The 19298-nt window shown below is 70.8% G+C and carries 13 protein-coding genes; 5 read left to right on the top strand and 8 right to left on the bottom strand.

Annotated features, from left to right (window positions below):
* Positions 1–46: 46 nt before the first annotated feature.
* A complete protein-coding gene (locus ACT3T5_RS13790; RefSeq protein WP_444594620.1) occupies positions 47–1657 on the bottom strand; it encodes an MFS transporter in 1611 nt (536 codons plus the stop codon).
* 430 nt (positions 1658–2087) lie between these two features.
* On the opposite strand from ACT3T5_RS13790, the gene iolD reads away from it, so the two are divergent.
* The 5 genes from iolD to ACT3T5_RS13765 all read left to right on the top strand — a co-directional run bounded on the left by iolD (position 2088) and on the right by ACT3T5_RS13765 (position 9210).
* Entirely contained in the window at positions 2088–3998 is a 1911-nt protein-coding gene (gene iolD, locus ACT3T5_RS13785) for a 3D-(3,5/4)-trihydroxycyclohexane-1,2-dione acylhydrolase (decyclizing) (RefSeq protein WP_444594619.1), read from the top strand.
* Between the two features lie 400 nt (positions 3999–4398).
* A complete protein-coding gene (locus tag ACT3T5_RS13780) occupies positions 4399–5895 on the top strand; it encodes a CoA-acylating methylmalonate-semialdehyde dehydrogenase (protein ID WP_444577448.1) in 1497 nt (498 codons plus the stop codon).
* A gap of 112 nt (positions 5896–6007) precedes the next feature.
* A complete protein-coding gene (locus ACT3T5_RS13775) occupies positions 6008–6958 on the top strand; it encodes a TIM barrel protein (protein ID WP_444577449.1) in 951 nt (316 codons plus the stop codon).
* Between the two features lie 16 nt (positions 6959–6974).
* Entirely contained in the window at positions 6975–7844 is an 870-nt protein-coding gene (locus tag ACT3T5_RS13770) for a sugar phosphate isomerase/epimerase family protein (RefSeq protein ID WP_444594618.1), read from the top strand.
* Positions 7845–8019: 175 nt separating this feature from the next.
* The gene (locus ACT3T5_RS13765; protein ID WP_444594617.1) at positions 8020–9210 is read left to right on the top strand and encodes a Gfo/Idh/MocA family protein; all 1191 of its coding nucleotides are present in this window, start codon (positions 8020–8022) and stop codon (positions 9208–9210) included.
* A gap of 358 nt (positions 9211–9568) precedes the next feature.
* On the opposite strand, the gene ACT3T5_RS13760 is transcribed toward ACT3T5_RS13765, so the two are convergent.
* The 7 genes from ACT3T5_RS13760 to ACT3T5_RS13730 form a co-directional block, all read right to left on the bottom strand.
* Positions 9569–11272, bottom strand: a complete 1704-nt coding sequence (locus ACT3T5_RS13760; RefSeq protein WP_444594616.1) for an ATP-binding cassette domain-containing protein — start codon at positions 11270–11272, stop codon at positions 9569–9571.
* On the bottom strand, positions 11272–12993 hold the full coding sequence (locus tag ACT3T5_RS13755; RefSeq protein ID WP_444594615.1) for an ABC transporter substrate-binding protein: 1722 nt from the start codon (positions 12991–12993) through the stop codon (positions 11272–11274). Before ACT3T5_RS13755 ends, ACT3T5_RS13760 begins: the two co-directional genes overlap by 1 nt.
* A complete protein-coding gene (locus ACT3T5_RS13750; RefSeq protein WP_444594614.1) occupies positions 12990–14039 on the bottom strand; it encodes an ABC transporter permease in 1050 nt (349 codons plus the stop codon). The genes ACT3T5_RS13755 and ACT3T5_RS13750 overlap by 4 nt, the downstream gene beginning before the upstream one ends.
* Positions 14039–14974 carry an ABC transporter permease gene (locus ACT3T5_RS13745; RefSeq protein ID WP_444594613.1) on the bottom strand — a complete coding sequence of 312 codons (936 nt, stop codon included), beginning with the start codon at positions 14972–14974 and terminating at the stop codon, positions 14039–14041. Before ACT3T5_RS13745 ends, ACT3T5_RS13750 begins: the two co-directional genes overlap by 1 nt.
* A 169-nt stretch (positions 14975–15143) precedes the next feature.
* Positions 15144–15434 carry a hypothetical protein gene (locus tag ACT3T5_RS13740; protein ID WP_444594612.1) on the bottom strand — a complete coding sequence of 97 codons (291 nt, stop codon included), beginning with the start codon at positions 15432–15434 and terminating at the stop codon, positions 15144–15146.
* 49 nt (positions 15435–15483) lie between these two features.
* Complete coding sequence (locus tag ACT3T5_RS13735; RefSeq protein ID WP_444594611.1) at positions 15484–17790, bottom strand: four-carbon acid sugar kinase family protein; 2307 nt, start codon at positions 17788–17790, stop codon at positions 15484–15486.
* A gap of 79 nt (positions 17791–17869) precedes the next feature.
* Entirely contained in the window at positions 17870–19270 is a 1401-nt protein-coding gene (locus ACT3T5_RS13730) for a GntP family permease (protein ID WP_444577462.1), read from the bottom strand.
* Positions 19271–19298 lie beyond the last annotated feature (28 nt).

The raw sequence follows: 19298 nt of genomic DNA, 5'->3' as shown, positions 1-19298 counted from the left end.
GTCCGGGCCGCAGCCCACGGGAGATGAAAGAGGTGGCCGGCCGCGGTCAGCGCAGGCGGATCACGCCGCCGGCCTCGCGGAACTCCCACTCGATGCGCTCGAGGGTGAACTTCTTCGTCTCGGGGATGCGCAGGAAGTACCAGGTCACCGCGAAGATGTTGATCGCCGCGAAGATCGCGTAGGTGGCGACCGGGCCGATGCCATCCATCATCACGGGGAAGGTCACGGTGACCGCGAGGTTCGCGATCCACAGGATCATCACCACGAAGCCGCTGGCCGCGCCGCGGATCGCATTGGGGAAGATCTCCGAGAGCATCACCCACATGACCGGGCCGGGGCCGGACTGCATGCCGAGCATGAACAGCACGATCACGAGCACCACGAGGTAGGGCACGAACGGCGGGATGTCCGGCGAGACCGACCCGTCGGCCGTGAGGTACGGATTGATGCCGAGCAGGAAGATCGCGGTCATCGCGATCAGCGACAGGGTGAGGATGGTCTGGCCCACCAGGAGCACCTGGCGTCGGCCGAATCGGCGCAGCGCGAGCAGGCCCGCGGCTGCGCCGATCACCGAGGCGAGCCCCGTGAAGACGTTGAGGATGATGGAGGCCTGGGCGTCGAACCCGGCGGCCATCAGCACCTTCGGGGCGTAATACATCATCGTGTTCACGCCCGTGAGCTGCTGGAGGATCGCGAAGATGCCGCCGAAGATGATGATCGAGCGCAGCCAGGGAACCCGCAGCCCGTCGCGCAGGGTGAGCTTGTCCCGCTTCTCCTCGGCGCGGCGGTTGGCCTCCATCTCGGCGACCTCGACGGCCACGTCGTGCGTGCCCTCGACGCGCACCCGCTTGAGGTTCGCGATCGCCTCGGCGAGCTCGCCGCGACCCACGTGCCAGCGGGCCGATTCGGGCATCATGCGGATGCCCAGCCACAGGGCGATCGCGGGGATCGAGCAGAGTATGAGCATCCAGCGCCACGCGTGGCCGTTGCCGTCCGAGACGGTGAGCCCACCGATCCCGGCGAGCAGGCTCCACGAGGCGGACTCTCCGGCCGCGAAGGTGCCCGAGGGATCGTCCGCCACGACGGCCTCGGGGCCGCCCTGGAGCGCGGCGATCATGGCGTTCATCGCGAAGGCCACCAGCTGACCGGTGACGATCATCAGCTGGTCGACGGCGACCAGCATGCCGCGCTGCTCCTTGGGTGCCGTCTCCGAGAGGTAGACGGGCACGGTGGTCGAGGCGCCGCCCACGGCGAGGCCGAGCACGAACCGCGCCGGGTAGAGGATCCAGAGGCTCGGCGAGAGCGCGCAGGCCACCGCGCCGACGAAGAACACGATGGCGAGAAGCATGATGTTGTGCCGGCGCCCGTAGCGGTCCGAGAGCCGACCGCCGATGATCGCACCCACGGCGCAGCCGCCGAGCAGGAAGCCGCCGACGAGCCCTTCCTCGAGGGAGGTCAGGGCGAGGCCGCCGGCCTCCTTGGGCATGTACATATAGGGCAGGGCGCCGGAGATGACCCCGGTGTCGTAGCCGAAGAGGAAGGCGCCGAGGCAGGCGACGACCGCCAGGAGGCCGATGGACCGTTTGGGCCCAGCGGCGGGAGTGGTGCGGACGAGCTCGGCGATGCGAGTCCGTTCCGCATGGTGCGACTGGCTCATGTTCCCTCCTTGGAACCTGAGTCCGGTGCGGGACGTCGGGGATCGCAGGGATCCACGGGTCTCACCGGGGGCCGGTCAGGGACCGGCAGGGAGTCGGGGAGCCGGGCACGAGCACTCTCGCAAGGACGTCCATGTCATACGGGAGCCGCCCTCGAGGCATCTCATGTCCGGTCGAAGTGAGTATTCGTCACTGACTTGGAGGCAAGCTAGCACAGCGGTCACCGGCGACGGAACCCCAGGGCCTCTGCAGGGTTCGCTGGCGGGCCGCCCAGCAGGCATGATGCGCTGGACATCTTGTCCTGACAAACTCTTGACAAGTGCGGGGGCGGCTCGGCATGCTGGTCACATCTGAACTCACCGTCGAGTCCCAGCGACAGATGGTGTCACCCAGGGCCCGCCCTTGCGACGGAGTCCGCATCACGGAGGCAGCATGAGCGTCCCCTCGTCGACCCCCGCCGGCACCGTCCGGCTCACCGTCGCCCAAGCCCTCGTCCGGTTCCTCGCCGCCCAGTTCGCCGAGCGCGACGGCGTGCGCGACCGGCTGATCCCCGGCACCTTCGGGATCTTCGGCCACGGCAACGTGGCCGGCGTGGGCCAGGCCCTGCTCCAGAACGCCACGGATCCGGCCGACGGGGAGAACCCGATGCCGTACTACCAGGCACGCAACGAGCAGAACATGGTGCACACCGCCGTCGCCTACGCCCGCACCACGAACCGCCTCCAGGCCTTCGCCTGCGCCGCCTCCATCGGCCCCGGCTCCACGAACATGATCACCGGCGCGGCCCTGGCCACCGTGGACCGCATCCCGGTGCTGCTGCTGCCCAGCGACATCTTCGCCACCCGCACCGTCGACCCCGTGCTCCAGCAGCTCGAGGACGAGACCGCCGGGGACGTCTCCGTCAACGATGCCTTCCGGCCCGTCTCGCGCTACTTCGACCGCATCTCGCGGCCCGAGCAGCTGATCCCCGCAGCGCTGCAGGCCATGCGCGTGCTCACCGATCCCGCCGAGACCGGCGCCGTAACCCTCTCCCTGCCGCAGGACGTGCAGGCCGAGGCCTTCGACTGGCCGCCGGAGTTCTTCCGCGAGCGCACCTGGCACGTGGCCCGGCCGGTGCCCGAGCCCGCCGCCCTGAAGCGCGCGGTCGACGTGATCCGCGCGGCCCGTCGGCCCGTGCTCATCGCCGGCGGCGGCGCCATCTACTCCGAGGCGAGCGAGGCGCTCGCGGCCTTCGCCGACGCCACCGGGATCCCGGTGCTCGACACCCAGGCGGGCAAGGGCGCGCTCAGCGCGGACCACCCCCTGGCGATCGGCGGCGTGGGCTCGACCGGCAACAACGCCGCCAACGAGCTCGCCGCGGAGGCCGACGTGATCATCGGCGTGGGCACCCGCTACACCGACTTCACCACCGCCTCGCACACCGCCTTCCGCAACCCCGAGGCACAGTTCGTGAACCTCAACGTGAAGGCCTTCGATGCCGCGAAGCACTCCGCGACCATGGTCGTGGCCGACGCCCGGGCCGGGCTCGACGCCCTGCGCGAGGCGCTTCAGGGCTTCACCGCCCCGGCCGAGCACGGCGAGCACGCCCGGCAGCTGTGGGCGCAGTGGGAGGAGCTCATCGAGCCCTGTTTCCAGCCCCATGACCAGGACCTCCCCGCGCAGACGGAGATCTTCGGCGCCCTGAACGACATGATGGGCGATGAGGACATCGTCATCAACGCCGCCGGCTCCATGCCCGGCGACCTGCAGGCGCTGTGGAAGGCCCGCTCCCCCATCCAGTACCACCTGGAGTACGGCTACTCCTGCATGGGCTACGAGCTGCCGGCCTCGCTCGGCGCGAAGATGGCGAGCCCCACCAGCGAGGTCGTCGCGATCATCGGCGACGGAACCTTCCAGATGGCCCCGCAGGAGATCGCCACGATCGTCGCCGAGCGGGTGAAGGTCATCCTGGTGATCTTGCAGAACCACGGCTGGTCCTCGATCGGCTCCCTGTCGGAGTCGCACGGCTCCCAGCGCTTCGGCACCAAGTACCGCATGCGCAACGAGGCCACCGGGATGCTGGACGGCGAGAAGCTGCCCTTCGACATCCCGGCGAACATCCGCTCCTACGGCCTCGAGGTGCAGGAGGTCTCCGACACCGCGGCGTTCCGCGACGCCTACCGCCGCGCCGAGGCCTCCGCCGAAGCCACCGCGATCGTGGTGAACACCAACCTGTACGGACCGAACCCACCCGGCAACAGCTGGTGGGACGTGCCCGTCTCGCAGGTCTCGCGCCTGGAGTCCACCCAGCAGGCCTCGGTCGCCTACGAGGCCGAGAAGGCTCCGCAGCGCCACTACCTCTGACCCCGGCGCCGGGTCGCGCCAGGCCAGGCCACAGTCCAACCCAACTCAGCCCGGCCACGGCCACAGCCACAGCCACAGCCACAGCCACAGCCACAGCCACAGCCAGCCAGCCAGCCAGCCAGCCACGGTCAAGCCAGCCACAGCCCGGCCCGGCCCAGCCACATCGCGTCGACTGGCGGATGGTGTGCAGGAAGCGTCATATAGGCGCTTGCTGCACACCCTGCGCCACTGGATACGACAGCTCCTCCCTCACCCGCTACCGGCCCCGGCCCCGGCCCCGGCCGCAGCCCCGGCCCCGGCCCCGACGCTGGCCCTGGCCCTGGCCCTGGCCCTGGCCCCGGTATACGCCCCAGCCCCACCACAGACCACCCCTCACCGCCCGACCCGCAAGGAGAACACCATGGGACAGAACGTCCAGCACTGGATCAACGGCCGCGAAGAAGCCGGCACCGGCTCCACCCAGCCGATCCTGAACCCCGCCACCGGTGAGCAGATCCGCACCCTCCACCTCGGCGACGCCGCCACCGTCGACCGGGCCGTCGAGGTCGCCGCCGCCGCGCAGCGCGAGTGGGCGAAGGTGTCGCTGGCCAAGCGCACCCAGATCTTCTACCGGATGCGCGAGCTGCTCATCGCCGCGACCGACGAGATCGCCGTCGTCATCTCCCAGGAGCACGGCAAGACCGTCGGCGACGCGAAGGGCGAGATCGCCCGCGGCCTGGAGACCCTCGAGTTCGCCACCTCGATCACCCAGGATCTCAAGGGCGGCTTCTCGGAGAACGTCTCCACCGGCGTCGACGCGCACACCATGCGCCAGCCGCTCGGCGTCGTCGCCGGCATCACCCCGTTCAACTTCCCGGCCATGGTGCCCTTCTGGATGCACCCGGTCGCCCTGGCCACCGGCAACGCCTTCATCCTCAAGCCCTCCGAGCGGGACCCGTCGGCCTCGAACATCGTGGCCCGCCTCTACCAGGAGGCCGGCCTGCCCGACGGCGTCTTCCAGGTGGTCCACGGCGGCAAGGAGACCGTCGACGCGCTGTGCACGCACGACGGCATCTCCGCCGTCTCCTTCGTGGGCTCCACCCCGATCGCGAAGCACGTCCACGCCACCGCCTCCGCGGCCGGCAAGCGCGTCCAGGCCCTCGGCGGCGCGAACAACCACGCTGTGGTGATGCCCGACGCGAACATCGAGTTCGCCGCCTCGCAGGTCGCCTCCGGTGCCTTCGGCTCCGCCGGCGAGCGCTGCATGGCCGTGCCGGTCGCCGTCACCGTCGGCGACATCCACGACGAGTTCGTCGCGGCCATCAAGGCCGAGGCGGAGAAGCTCGTCGTGGGCCCCGGCGACGCCGAGACCACCGACATGCCGCCCGTCATCACGCCGGACGCCCGCGACCGGGTGATCCGCATGACCGACGAGGCCGAGCAGGCCGGCGGCACGATCGTCGTCGACGGCCGCGGCCTCGTGGTCGAGGGCTTCGAGAACGGCAACTTCGTGGGGCCGACGATCATCACCGATCTGGACCGCAGCCACGCCACCTACACCGACGAGGTGTTCGGGCCGCTGCTCGTGGTCATGCACGTGGACAACTTCGACGAGGCCCTCGAGCTGGTGAACTCCTCGCCGTTCGGCAACGGCACCGCGATCTTCACCGACTCCGGCCACTATGCGCGCCGCTACCAGGAGGAGGTCGAGGTGGGCATGATCGGCATCAACGTGCCGATCCCCACCCCCGTGGGCTACTACTCCTTCGGCGGCTGGAAGGACTCCCTGTTCGGCGAGCACCACGCCCACGGCCCCGAGGGCCTCAGCTTCTACACGAAGCAGAAGGCCGTCACCACCCGCTGGCCCTCGCAGAACGAGACCGTCGAGGCCTCGATGAGCTTCCCGACCCACGACTGACCAGCCGGGCCAGGCTGGACGGGCTGGCAAGGCGGGCCAACCGGCCCTGCACCTGCTCGACCCAGCAGCAACACCCACACCACACACCGCAACCCACCGAAGGAGCTGCGCCGTGACCTCACCCGACGCCCCGCGCATCGACCGTTCCCGCAATCCCGAGCCCCCGTTCGACAAGCTCACCATCGGCGTGTGCCCCGACCAGTGGGGCGTGTGGTTCCCGCAGGACGAGAAGCAGATCCCGTGGCGCACCGCGCTCGGCGAGATGGCTCAGGCCGGGTTCTCCGTCATGGAGACCGGCCCCTGGGGCTACTTCCCACAGGACGCGAAGCAGCTGCAGTCTGCGATGGACGAGCACGGCTTCCGCGTGGTGGCCGGCACCGGCTGGGGCATCCTGCACAAGGAGGAGGCCTGGGCGGAGACCGAGCGCACCTTCCGCGCGATCGCCGAGACCCATGCGGCCGTGGGCGCGGAGTACATGGTGCACCTGCCGCCGATGTACCGCGACGAGAAGACCTGGGAGTTCACCGACGACCGGCAGCTGACCGGCGACGCGTGGAAGCGGTATGTCACCAACGCCAACGAGCTGGGCCGGATCATGAAGGAGGACTACGGGCTGACGATGGTGCTGCACCCCCACGGGGACAGCCACATCGAGACGCCCGAGGAGATCGCGCGGGTCTTCGAAGCGACGGATCCGGAGCTGGTCTCGTTCTGCCTGGACACGGGCCACATCGTCTACGGCGGCGGCGACCCGATCGCGATGATCGACGAGTACCCCGAGCGCATCGGCTACGTGCACATCAAGGCGTTCGATCCGGATCTCACCCGCGAGGCGCACGAGAAGGACTGGCCCTTCGGGGAGGCCGTCGCGAAGGGCGCCTCGGTGTGCCCGCCGAAGGGTCTGCCGAACATGAAGGACCTGGTCGCGAAGCTCGCCACGATGGACAAGGAGCTGTACGTGATCTGCGAGCAGGACCTCTACCCCTGCGAGCCGGGTCTGCCGCTGCCCAATGCGATCGCGACGCGTGAGTTCCTGGCCGAGTGCGGCCTCGGCGTGAAGTGAGAAGGGGAGCGACCCGATGGTGAAGATCCTGCTGGACCCGTCCATGTACCACCCGCACCTCTCCGTCGCCCAGGAGCTGCACAAGGCCCGTGAGCTGGGCTTCAACTACCTCGAGCTGTCCCCGCGCGCGGACTTCCACCAGTGGCACCACTACCCCAAGGTGGATCGTCATCAGATCGCTGAGGTGAAGCGGGCGATGGCGGACACCGGCGTGAAGATCTGGTCCTTCAACCCCGTCTTCGACTGGGCCTCGCCGGATGAGCAGGAACGCCAGGCTCAGGTGCGCAACTGGAAGCGTCTGCTGGAGATCGCCGACGCCCTCGAGGTACCGCTGATCGCCACCGAGTTCTCCGGCGACCCGAACCGGGCGCTCCAGAGCGAGCACCAGTTCTACAAGTCCATCGAGGAGCTGGTCCCCGTCTTCGAGAAGTACGGCCTGGAGTGCACGATCGAGGCGCACCCCTACGACTTCGTCGAGGAGAACGACCAGGCCGTGCAGATCATCCGCGGCGTGGATCGCGACTGGCTGAACTACGAGTTCTGCTTCCCGCACGCCTATCACGTGGGCCGCGGGAACCGGGATCCGCGCGAGATGATGGAGTACGCCGGGGACCGCCTGAAGCACCTGCACATCGCGGACGTCTTCGACCACACCGCCAACGTGGGCAACCGCTACATCATGAACCCGCCCGGCGTCGATGCCCGTATCCACCAGCACAACGAGATCGGCAACGGCGAGATCGACTGGGACGCGGCCTTCACCTACCTGCGCGAGCGCGCGTATGACGGACCGATGTCCGTGTGCGTGTTCGGCTGGGAGGAGGAGGCCGACGCGATCAACGTGCGGATGCGCGAGCGGCTGCTCGCGGAGTTCGACGGCGACTGACGACGGGCCGACGGGCCGACGGGCCGGCGGGCCGGCGGGCCGGCGGGCCACGCGTACCCGCCCCACCGGACGGACCGGTGGGCGCCCGCTCCACCGGGCGGACGGGGCGCGCCCAATGCACCGGGCCGACCGGGCTCCGCGTGCCCGCACCACCACACGACCTCAGGAGTAGACCATGCAGGACATCGGTATCGGCGTGATCAGCCTCGGCTGGATGGGGCGCCTCCATTCCACCTCGTACCAGCGGATCCCGTCCCGCTTCCCCGAGCTCGGGCTGCGGCCCCGCCTGGTGGTCGCGGCGGACCCGCTCGAGGCGAACCAGCTCGCCGCCACCGAGCAGTTCGGGTTCGAGAAGGCGGTGGCGAGCATCGACGAGGTGCTCGCCGATCCTGAGGTCGACGCCGTCTCGATCTGCTCCCCGAACTTCCTGCACCGCGACTTCGCCGTGAAGGCCGCTGCGGCCGGCAAGCCGTTCTGGATCGAGAAGCCGATGGGTGTCTCCGCCGCGCAGTCCCGCGAGATCCACGACGCCGCGGCCGCCGCCGGCGTGGCCACCGCGGTGGGCTTCAACTACCGCCACGCCCCGGCCGTGCAGCACCTGCGCTCCCTCGTCGCGGATGGCCGTTTGGGCCGGATCACCAACATTCGATGCTGGCTCATCGCCGACTACGCCTCCTCCCCCGATGGTGCCCTGACCTGGCGCTACGACCGGGAGAAAGCCGGCAGCGGAGTGATCGGGGATCTCCTCTCGCACGGCGCGGACCTCGTGGAGTACGTGACCGGTCAGCACATCGAGGAGGTCACCGCGACCTCGGACATCTTCATCCCCGAGCGTCCGATCCCCACCTCCGCCGGGGTGGGACACGGCGGCATCGAGGTGGGCGAGGAGCGCGGCCCCGTGCAGAACGAGGACTGGGTCGCGGCCCTCTCCCGGCTCTCCGGCGGCGCCCACGCGACGCTCGAATCCTCGCGCGTGGCCCGCGGGCACCGCAGCGACTACGCCCTGGAGCTGTTCGGCACCGAGGGCTCGGCCCGCTGGTCCTTCACCCGGATGAACGAGTTCGAGGTGATGATCGACCCGGTCAACGGCACCGACGGCACCAGCGGCGGCGGCGGCGAGCACGGCTACACAACGGTCTTCGCCGGCCCCGACCACGGCGACTACGCCCGTTTCCAGCCGGGCCCGGGCATCCCCATGAGTTTCGACGACCTCAAGACGATCGAGGCGGCGGAGTTCCTCTCCGACGTCGCCCACGGCACGCACCTGGCCCCGAACGCGGCCGACGGTCTCGCCGCCGCCGAGGCGTGCGAGGCCGTAGTGCGCTCCGCGGCCTCCCGGGCCTGGGAATCCGTGCCCCGGGTCTGAGCCCGACAAGTCCCCGGCCACCCAGTCAGCACAACACCTCAGTCCCGGCCACACGGCACCGTCACCGGCCCCGACCCCGACCCCGACCCCGACCCCGACGGTCTCGTCACGGCCAGCGGGGCAAAATAGGCGGATTGCACCTTCGATTCCCCCTTCTTTGCCCCGCTGATGCGGAGGTGGCCCGCTGATGCGGAGGTGGCCCGCTGTTGAGCGAGACCGCGAGGCCCCAGCGCACCCTCCCCCGGGCACCCTCCCCCAGCGCCCGCCGCCCCATGACCGCCCAGTTATGTGCGCACTGCTTCCATGGATGGAACGGACGTGCACATAACCGCTGGGTAGCTGTCGAGAGTGGACCAGGCTACGCCGCCTCGCCGCCGCCCTCGCGGAGCCGCCGCTCCGGATCCGGGACGCTCGCGAGCAGCGCCCGCGTGTACTCGTGCTGCGGGTCCCCGAGCACGTCGCGCGCGGTGCCCTGCTCCACGGCGCGACCGGCGCGCAGCACCGTCACCTGGTCCGCGAGCGAGCCGACCACGGCCAGGTCGTGACTGATGAACACGCAGGCGAAGCGGGTCTCAGCGATCGCGTCGCGCAGCACGTCGATGACGTGCGCCTGGATGGTGACGTCCAGGGCGCTGGTGGGCTCGTCGGCGATCAGCAGCGCCGGCTCGAGGATCAGGGCACGGGCGATCGAGACCCGCTGGCGCTGACCGCCCGAGAGCTCATGCGGAAGCCTGCTGACGTAGGAGGCAGGCAGGTGCACGATCTCCAGTGCCCGCTTCACACGCCGGGCGATGTCGGTGCGGGAGATGCCGCCGGCCAGTTGCAACGGCTCCCCGATGCTCCAGCCCACGGTGCGGCGCGGGTTCAGCGAGGAGGCCGGGTCCTGGAACACGAGCCCCACCCGCGCGTACGCCGCCCGACGCTGCGCGGCGCCGAGCGTGCGCGGGTCCACGCCCTCGATCTCGAGGGTGCGCGCCTGCGCGGGGACCAGGCCGGCCAGGGCCTTCCCCCAGGTGGACTTCCCGGAACCGGACTCCCCGACCAGGCCGTGGATCTCCCCGCGGCGGATCTCCATGCCGACGTCGTCGAGCGCTCGGTGCGAGCCGCCGCGCCGGTGGTACTCCACGCTCAGCCCCTCGACGCGGACGACGGGGTGCTCCGTGGGTCCAGCAGCGGCAGAGGCAGGGGCCTCGTCGGCCCGCTCTCCATCGTCCGTCCGGGCGGCCCGCCGGCCCCGTGCGGCGCCACCCCGCGCCCCGTCGGCCCGCTCGAGGCTCTCGGCGAGCCGCGGAACGGCGGACAGCAGGGCCTGCGTGTACGGGGCCTCGGGCGCGGAGAGCACCTGACGCACAGACCCCGTCTCGACCACGTCGCCGTCCTTGAGGACCACGACCTCGTCGGCGATCTCGCCCACCACACCCATGTCGTGGGTGATGAGCAGGACCCCGATCTGCCGCTCCGCCACGATCCTCACCAGCAGGTCGAGGATCCCGCGCTGCACGGTGACGTCGAGCGCGGTGGTGGGCTCGTCGGCGATGAGCAGGGACGGGTCGCCGCTGAGCGCGAGCGCGATGACCACGCGCTGCAGCTCGCCGCCGGAGAGCTCGTGCGGGTAGGAGGCGGCGGAGCGATCGGGATCGGGCAGACCGACGGAGGACAGCAGCTCCTGCATCCGTGATTCTGCGCGCGCCCGGGAGCGGATGCCCTCGCGGACGGCGAGGACGTGCCGGAAGCCCGTGGACACCTTCATCACCGGCGAGAGCGACTGCCCCGGCTCCTGGAAGATCATCCCGATCTGCCCGGACCGGATCCGTCGCATCTCCGAGGGCGAGCGGCCGACGAGCTCCGCACCGTCCAGCCGGGCGCTGCCGCGCACCTCGGCGCCGCGCGGCTGGAGCCCGATCGTGGACAGGGCCGTCATGCTCTTCCCGGACCCTGATTCGCCCACCAGCGCGGTGATCCGCCCCGCGCGCACGGTGAGGTCCAGGCCGGTCACGATGGAGCGGCCCGCGATGCGCACCTGCAGGTCGCGGAGGGCGAGGAGCTCGTCGGCAGTGCTCATCAGCCCAGCGTGACCGTGAGGTAGTTCGGGTAGGCCGGGAACTCGCCGATCACGAAGTTCTGCACGCCGGAGCCGTGGATGAAGGAGTTCTTCGAGTAGATCAGCGGCACCACCGGGGACTCCTCGAGGATCTGCTTGTCCACCGCGGCCCACTTCGCGTGCGCCTCGTCGGCGTCGACCGTGGAGGACGCCTCGAGGATCGCGGCGTCGACATCCGGGTTGGCGTAGCGCGCCAGGTTGTAGTTGCCGTCGCCGATCTGGCTGGAGTCGAACAGCGGGGTCAGGTTCGCGTTGGGCGAGGGGACGTCGGGCTGCCAGGAGCTGAGCACCAGGTCGTAGCCGGTGCCGTCGCCCGCGGTGACCTCGGAGGTGTAGGCGTTCTCGTCCAGCGGCTGGATCGTCACGGTGATCCCGGCGCGCTGGAGGCCCTGCTGGATGGACTCGGCGGCGCCGGTCTGGTCGTCGGTGATGACCAGGCGGAGCGTCAGGTCGCTCGCCCCGGCCTCTTGGAGCAGCGCGTTGGCCTTGTCGACGTCGCCGGTGGGTTCGTCGGAGTACAGCGAGTACTCCTCGCGGCCCGCGATGCCGGGGGTGATCAGCGTGGTCGCGTAGTCGCCGGAGATCTCGCCGCCCTTGGCGGTGCGGTAGGCCTCCTTGTCCACGGCGTACTGGATCGCCTGGCGGACCTTCACGTCCTTCAGCGCGTCGGACTCGGTGTTCAGCGCCAGGTACTCCAGCGCTCCCGGGCCGGAGGTGACCAGGCGGTCCCCGACCTTCGGGTCGTTCTGCGCCTGGACCAGCTGCGCGGTGGGCACGAAGCTCGACAGGAAGGCGTCCTGGGAGTCCGAGCGGTCCGCGATGATCGACTGCGCGACGACGCTCGCATCCTGGGAGAGGGTGAACTCGATCGAGTCGGGGCCGCCGAGGCGGGCCGCGTCGGTGTCCAAATCCCACTTCTCGTTGCGCACCAGCACCGCGTTGCTGCCCGGCGCGTAGGACTTCAGGCGGTAGGGACCGCTGGCGACGGGCTTCGTCGCGTACGTCTCGGGCTCGCCGGAGTCCTCGGGGACCGGGGCGAACGCGGGGGTCGAGGCGATCCAGCCGAAGTCGCCGTAGGGGCGGTTGAGGTGGAAGACGAGGGTGAGATCGTCGGGCGTCTCGATCGAGTCGAGGTGCTTGCCGGAGAACGGACCCGCGTAGTCCTCGCCGCCCTCGAGCAGCACCTTGTGATAGGTCAGCCCGCCGGTGAGCTCGGCCGCGAAGGAGCGCTCGAGGCCGTACTTCACGGTCGCCGCGGTGATCGGGGTGCCGTCCTCGAACAGCAGCCCGTCCTGGAGCGTGAACGTCCAGGTCTGGCCGTCGTCGGAAGCGGTGCCGACGTCGGTCGCGAGATCGGGGATCAGCTCGGTGGGGGCCCCGGCCGTGGTCTTCCAGGCGGTGAGACGGCGCGCGGTCAAGCCCAGCGTGGTGATCGCGAGGTTCTGGCTGGTCGCGGGGTCGAAGCTCATCTCCTCACCGGTGGAGAAGATGGTGAGCGTGCCACCGGTCTTCCCCCCGCCGCCACCATCGGAGGAGCCGCCGGAGCCGCCGTTCGAGCAGGCCGCGAGCGTGCCGACGCCGAGCACGAGCGGGGTGGCGGCGAGGATGCCGCGTCGGGAGAATCGCGACGTGGACAGCGAGTTCTTCGAGGGCTGCGGGGTCTGCGAGGGCTGCGTGGTCATGGGGTCGTCTCCTGGGGGTTCTGGTCAGGCAGAGTGGTGGCGGTGGAGGGGCGGCGCGAGCGGCCGCTCTGGGCGAGCCGACGGTCCAGCAGCGGCCGCGCAAGGTCGGCGCTGAGGTTCGCGAGCACGATGAGCAGCGATCCCACGAGCGTGGTGCCGACGATGACCGGCAGGTCCGCGGTGGAGGTCGCATCCAGCAGCAGGGCGCCGAGGCCGGGCTGGCCGAAGATCCGTTCGGTGATCACGGTGCCGCCCAGCAGCGCCCCGATGTCGAGCGCGATGAGCGTCGTCAGCGGCAGTGCGAGGTTGCGCAGGGCGTACCGGTCGATCCGTCGTTCGGACAGGCCGCTGGCCCGCGCGGTGCGCACGTAGTCCAGGCCCAGCTGCTCGATCATCGAGGACCGCACGAGCCGGGCGTAGATGGCGCCGTTGAGGAACGCGAGCGTGGCCCAGGGCAGCACCAGGTGCCGCGCCCATTCCAGCGGTCCCTCGGTGAAGGGCTCGTAGCCGCCGCTGGGCAGCAGGTCCAGGCGCAGCGCGAACACCACCACGGCGAGCAGACCCACCACGAAGGCGGGGGCCGACGCGGCGATCACGGACACGCCCGTCACCACCCGGTCCAGGATCCCGCCCTGGCGCCGTGCGGCGAGCGCCCCGGCGGCGATGCCGAACACGGCCTGCAGGGCCACGGCGCCGAGGGCGATCGACAGGGACACCGGGAAACGGTCCGCGATCAGGGCCGTGACCGGCTGGTGGAGCTGGAAGGAGTACCCGAGGCAGGGGGCCGCGCACTCGACGATCACGTCGGCCGAGCCGAAGGTGCGCCCGGTGACGATCGCGACCAGGAAGGTGCCCAGCTGCACCCACCAGGGCTTGTCGAAGCCCATGAAGCCGCGGGCCGCCTCGAGGTCCTCGGGCGAGCAGGGCTTCCCGCACATCCGTAGTGCGGGGTCGATGGGGGCGACGTAGAAGATCGCGAAGGTCAGGCCGACGACGACGAGGAGCACGCCGAGGCTGCGCGCGACGCGCTGCAGGGACAGAGCCATCAGCGCACTCCCCGGGGGTCGAGAGCGTCACGCAGGGTGTCGCCGAGGATGTTGAAGGAGAACGTCACCACGAACAGCGCGGCGGCGGGGAACAGCAGGAAGGCCGGGTCCACGAGCAGCCAGCTGATCGCGTCGCCGATCGAGCGGCCCCATGACGGGGTGGGCGGCAGCACGCCCACGCCGAGGAACGACAGCGTGGCCTCGGCGCTGATCCGGCCCGGTAGGGAGATGCACGAGTAGACGATCACGGTCGAGGCGACGTTGGGCAGCACCTGGTGGCGGAAGAGGTGGCCGAAGCGGGCACCCATCACCCGGGAGGCGACGACATAGGGCTGCTGCACGATCACGCGGGTCTCCGCGGCGACCACCCGGGCGATGCCGGGCCAGCCGAACATGCCGATGACCAGGGTGAGCAGAAGCGCGCGCGGAGCCTCGAGCGGGAACAGGGCGCTGAGCGCGATGGCGAAGATGAGGAAGGGGAAGCCGAGCGTGACGTCTGTGGCGAAGTCCACCAGCTTCTCGACGACCCCGCCGACGGCCCCGGCCACGATGCCGAGCACCACCCCGATGACGGTGGCCAGCACGGTGGAGGCGATGCCCACCAGCAGCGACACCCGCGCACCGTGGATGACCAGGGAGAACAGGTCGCGCCCGGTGCCGGGCTCCACCCCGAACCAGTGCTCTGCGCTGACGCCGCCGAAGAAACCGGTCGGTGAGGTGTCCGGCCCCAGGGCGTCCGCGTGATAGGTGAACGGGTCGTTCCCGGACAGGGCGCTCAGCTGGCTCGCGAAGACCGCGGACAGCAGGCTGATGACCACGACGACTGCGGCGGTCGCGGGCACCGGGCGCAGGAAGGAGCGCCACACGGGGGCGCGGGAGGGTCTCTCGTCCGTCGAAGCGGCGGCCTCGACTGGAAGAGCATCACTGGTGGTCATCACGGACGCTTTCGGTTGTGCAAAGTTCAGCGTTGGAAAGTATTGCACCACCGTGGGTCGCGGAGCTCACGACCTCGTCACAATTCGATACCTTCGCCGCCCGGCGCACCCACTGCGCGGCTCACGCGCCCGTCGGCCTCAGCGCCGCCGGATCCTCCCGGTGCGCTGCTCAGGCGTCGTCGGAACCGGCTCTCTCCTCCGCCCGGCGTGCGATCTGCCGATCGTTCGCATCCGCCCGCCGCGAGCCGACGGCAGCACCCAGCACGATGCCCGCCCCGAGCCCGATCGCCATGGCGTACCCGAAGTCGCCGGGCAGCACCTGCCCGAGGAGCTGGCCGATGACGGCACCGAGGACCCCGCCCAGGATCATCCATACGGCCAGGATGCCGCCCCGGCTCCACACCGGAGTTCTGCGTCTCCCGGTCACGTCGCGGGCCCGCTGCTCGTCGTCCTGCGCCATCGCACTCCTCCTCGCTCGTCGGAGTCCCAGGGAATCACAGTCGACCCGGTCAGCCCTTCTCGCCGCGCAGCACGTCGAACACGATCGAGTCGTCCTTGCGGTCGTGGCCCAGCTCGCTGCCGCACTGGTAGATCGCCTCGGCCGACGCCGCGAGCGGCACCTCCTGGCCCACCTCGCGGGCCGCCTCGCTCACCAGGCCCATGTCCTTGACGAAGATGCTGAGCGCCGAGCGGACCTCGTCGAACGCTGCGCCATCGTGCGCTCCCTCGACCATCCGTCCGCCCCGGTCGCCGAACATGAACGAGGCGGCGGCGCCGGTGTTCAGCACCTCGTGGACCTGCGCCAGGTCCAGTCCCATGGAGTCGGCGAGCGCGAGCGCCTCGCCGGCGGCGGCGATGTGCACCCCGCACAGCAGCTGGTTGACGACCTTGAAGCGCTGGCCGTCCCCGGGGCGCGGGCCGACGACGGGGGCGTTCGCGGCGAGCGCGTCCAGCAGCGGGCGCACAGCGGCGACATCGGGCTCTGCGCCGCCGACCATGATCAGCAGGTCACCGGTCCCGGCGCGGGCCACGCCCCCGGAGACGGGCGCGTCGACCACATGCGTCGTGATGCCGTCGAGCGCGGTGACGGTCTCCTCGATCGCGGCGGGGCCGACGGTGGACATGATCAGCAGCGTGGTGTCAGCGGTGAGCGCGGAGACGATGCCGCCAGTGCCAGGGGCGTTGCTGGTGCCGTCGCCGAACAGCACCGACTCGAGCTGGGCCGGGGTCGCGACCATGACCACGACGATGTCCGCGCCGGTCGCCGCCTCGAGCGCGCTGCTCACAGGGGTCGCGGCATCGGCCACCGCCTCACGGGCGTCGGGGCTCAGGTCGAAGGCGCGCACGGCGAACCCCGCGGCGCCGGCGGTGCGGACCATCGGCGCCCCCATCGCGCCGAGGCCGATCCATCCGATCGTGGCCGTGGCGCGTGCCGCGTCCGGTGCGGGCGCGACGGCGGCGACAGGCGCGACGGCGGCGACGGCGGCGGTGAGGCGGTCCACCACGTCGGCCAGCGCCTGCTCGCCGCCCACGTTGCCGGGGAACACCACGTACGGCGCGCCCATGACCTCCTCCGGAGCCTCCTGCGCGGAGAACAGCGAGACCTGGCCGGGCCAGAACTGACCCTCGACCCGGGCCCGACGGATCCCGAGCCCGTTCGCGGCGACCTCGTGGGAGGTGATGCCGCCCTTCGCGACCACCCACGCCGGCTTCACCGACCGCACGCGCCGCACCACCTCGACCACGGCGTCGGACACGCTGCGCGCGATCGCGAGCGACTCGGCGGGATCATCGGTACGCACCAGGTCACGGCTGGTGTAGAGCACGCAGTCGTCCTCCAGCAGGGCCTCCCGCAGCCTCTCGACGACCTCGTCGAGGTACTGTTCGCGGCGGCCATCGAGCAGGGACGGCACCTGGAGCTCGACCTCGACCAGGGTGCCGCGCTCCTGGACGGCGCGCAGCTGGGTGGTGGTCAGGCCCACGTGCGAGCCGACGACGACCAGCCCGTGGTCCAGCCGCCCCTCGGGGATCGTGATGGAGTCCGCGCCCACCACCTCGGCGCCGCTCTGCCCGGCCAGCGGGCGCACGAAGGACGGTCCGCAGCGGCTGATGAGGGTGCGGCCCTCCGCCTCGAGCCGTGCGACGGCCTCGGCGACGATCTCCATGTCGGAGTACTCCGTCGCGTTGACGACGACCCAGCGGCGGTCCCGCGCGGCGGCGAGGATCTCGTGGACGCGATCGACGCCTCCGGTGCGGATGTCGTCGAGGCCGATGCTGAGCACGTCGGCCGCGCGGACCGCTCCCCCGGAGCGCTCCTCGAGGAACTCCCGCAGGTCGGAGTGGGTGTAGCCGAAGGTGGCGTCGCGGGCGAAGTCGGTGTCCTCCACGCGGCGCGGCTCCCCGTCGACGACGGCGTAGTGCACATCGCCCTCGGTGTACCGGCCGGCCTCGAGCATCGCCGGGACCAGCAGGATCGCGTCGACCGCGAGGTCATGGGCGGCGAGCTCGTCCGCGATCGCCGCGGGTTCGGCGATGACGTGCCCGCGCAGCGTCGAGTCGGAGCGGGAGACGACGTGCAGGCCCTCCCGGGTGACGGGATCCGCGAGCACCCCGGCGAGGAGGCGACGGGTCAGGGAGACGGCGTCGGCCTCATCGAGCGCCCGGGTGTTGGTCAGCACGAAGCAGGTGGACCCGGGCTCGGCGAGCACCTCGGTGGGGATCGCGGGGTCGAGGTCGAAGGCGACGTCGATCCCGGCGACGCACTGCGAGCCGGTGGGGTCGTCATCGAGGACGAGCAGGCGACGGGAGTCGGCCATGGTGGAGGTCCTTTCCGGGGCGGGCGGTGCGGGAGAGCAGGCCAGGCGGGCGGCGGCCGGCGCGGCCGCCGCCCGCGGGTCAGGCGGCGATGACGAACACCACCGCCGACAGGGCGAAGCCGACCAGGGAGATGGTGGTGCCCACGACGGACCAGGTCTTGAAGGTGGTCACGGTGTCGAAGCCGCAGAACTTGCCGATCAGCCAGAAGCCGGAGTCATTCACGTGCGACCAGCCGATCGAGGCGGCGCCGATGGTGATGACCATGGCGGCCACGGCGATGGAGTTGAAGTCGCCGGCCATGATCGCCGGGGCCATGATCGAGGCGCCGGTGGTCGCGGCGACGGTGGCCGAGCCCTGGGCGATGCGCATGGCCATGGTGACCAGGTACGCGGCGACGATGAGCGGCAGGCCCAGGGCGTCGAGCCCGTCGGCGACCTCCTTGCCGATGCCGGTCTCGGTGAGGATGGCGCCGAACGCGCCGCCCGCGCCGGTGATCAGGATGATCGAGCAGACCGGCGCGAGAGCGTCGTCCACGAGCTCCTCGAGGAGCCCGCCCACCTGCTGCCCGCGACGACGACGCGGGATGACGTAGAGCAACAGCATCGCCAGCAGCGCCGAGAGGGCGAGCGCGACCGGCGTCGCGCCGATGAGGCGCGAGACCTCGAAGGCGAGATTGTCGGCGCTCACGGTCCCCTGCGCCTCGAGGGTGGAGAAGGCCGTGTTGAAGAAGATCAGGACCAGCGGCAGCAGCAGCACCAGCACGATGGCGCCGAAGGCGGGGCGCTCGTCGGCGGGCACGGTACGGGGCTCGCCGAGCAGGGCCGGGACGGGCGTGTTCGGGAAGCGCTTGGAGATCGCGCGGGCCACCAGGTAGCCGCCGAAGTACCAGGTGGGCAGGCCGATGAGCAGACCCACCAGCACCACGAGGCCGATGTCGGCTTCCATCACGGTCGCCGCGGCCGTGGGGCCGGGGTGCGGGGGCAGCAGCGCGTGCATCATCATGAACGACGCGATCGAGGGCAGCACGTAGAGCATGAACGAGCCGCCCAGGCGGCGGGCCACGGTGTAGATGACCGGCAGCATCACGATGAAGCCGGCGTCCAGGAAGATCGGGAACCCGTAGAACAGCGAGGCGACGGCAAGGGCGAGCGGCGCGCGCTTCTCCCCGAAGGTGTCGAGCATCTTGTCGGCCAGCACCTGGGCGCCGCCGGTGGTCTCGATCAGCCTGCCCAGCACGGCGCCGAAGCCGACGAGCAGGGCGACGGTGCCGACGGTGGTGCTGAAGCCGCCGATCACCACCTCGATCACGTCGCCGACGCCGATGCCGGCGGCGAGGCCGGTGGCGACCGCGACGACCAGCAGCGAGAAGAAGGCGTGCAGGCGGGCTTTGATGATGAGGACGAGCAGGATGACGATCGCGACGACGGCGATCGTCAGGAGCAGCCAGACCGGCCGATCCGCGAGGACGAGTTCTTCCACGGGTGGGTCTCCAGACGTTGAGGAATCA

The organism is Brachybacterium sp. AOP3-A1-3 (genome assembly GCF_052378285.1).
Taxonomy (GTDB): Bacteria; Actinomycetota; Actinomycetes; order Actinomycetales; family Dermabacteraceae; genus Brachybacterium.
Note: the sequence above shows the minus strand (reverse complement) of the source record. Positions and strands in the feature narration are given on the sequence as shown.

Excerpts from the sequence above, each read along its gene's own strand:
- ACT3T5_RS13790 (WP_444594620.1), bottom strand. The coding sequence starts at position 1,657 with ATGAGCCAGTCGCACCATGCGGAACGGACTCGCATCGCCGAGCTCGTC.
- iolD (WP_444594619.1), top strand. The coding sequence starts at position 2,088 with ATGAGCGTCCCCTCGTCGACCCCCGCCGGCACCGTCCGGCTCACCGTC.
- ACT3T5_RS13780 (WP_444577448.1), top strand. The coding sequence starts at position 4,399 with ATGGGACAGAACGTCCAGCACTGGATCAACGGCCGCGAAGAAGCCGGC.
- ACT3T5_RS13770 (WP_444594618.1), top strand. The coding sequence starts at position 6,975 with ATGGTGAAGATCCTGCTGGACCCGTCCATGTACCACCCGCACCTCTCC.
- ACT3T5_RS13765 (WP_444594617.1), top strand. The coding sequence starts at position 8,020 with ATGCAGGACATCGGTATCGGCGTGATCAGCCTCGGCTGGATGGGGCGC.
- ACT3T5_RS13760 (WP_444594616.1), bottom strand. The coding sequence starts at position 11,272 with ATGAGCACTGCCGACGAGCTCCTCGCCCTCCGCGACCTGCAGGTGCGC.
- ACT3T5_RS13755 (WP_444594615.1), bottom strand. The coding sequence starts at position 12,993 with ATGACCACGCAGCCCTCGCAGACCCCGCAGCCCTCGAAGAACTCGCTG.
- ACT3T5_RS13750 (WP_444594614.1), bottom strand. The coding sequence starts at position 14,039 with ATGGCTCTGTCCCTGCAGCGCGTCGCGCGCAGCCTCGGCGTGCTCCTC.
- ACT3T5_RS13745 (WP_444594613.1), bottom strand. The coding sequence starts at position 14,974 with ATGACCACCAGTGATGCTCTTCCAGTCGAGGCCGCCGCTTCGACGGAC.
- ACT3T5_RS13740 (WP_444594612.1), bottom strand. The coding sequence starts at position 15,434 with ATGGCGCAGGACGACGAGCAGCGGGCCCGCGACGTGACCGGGAGACGC.
- ACT3T5_RS13735 (WP_444594611.1), bottom strand. The coding sequence starts at position 17,790 with ATGGCCGACTCCCGTCGCCTGCTCGTCCTCGATGACGACCCCACCGGC.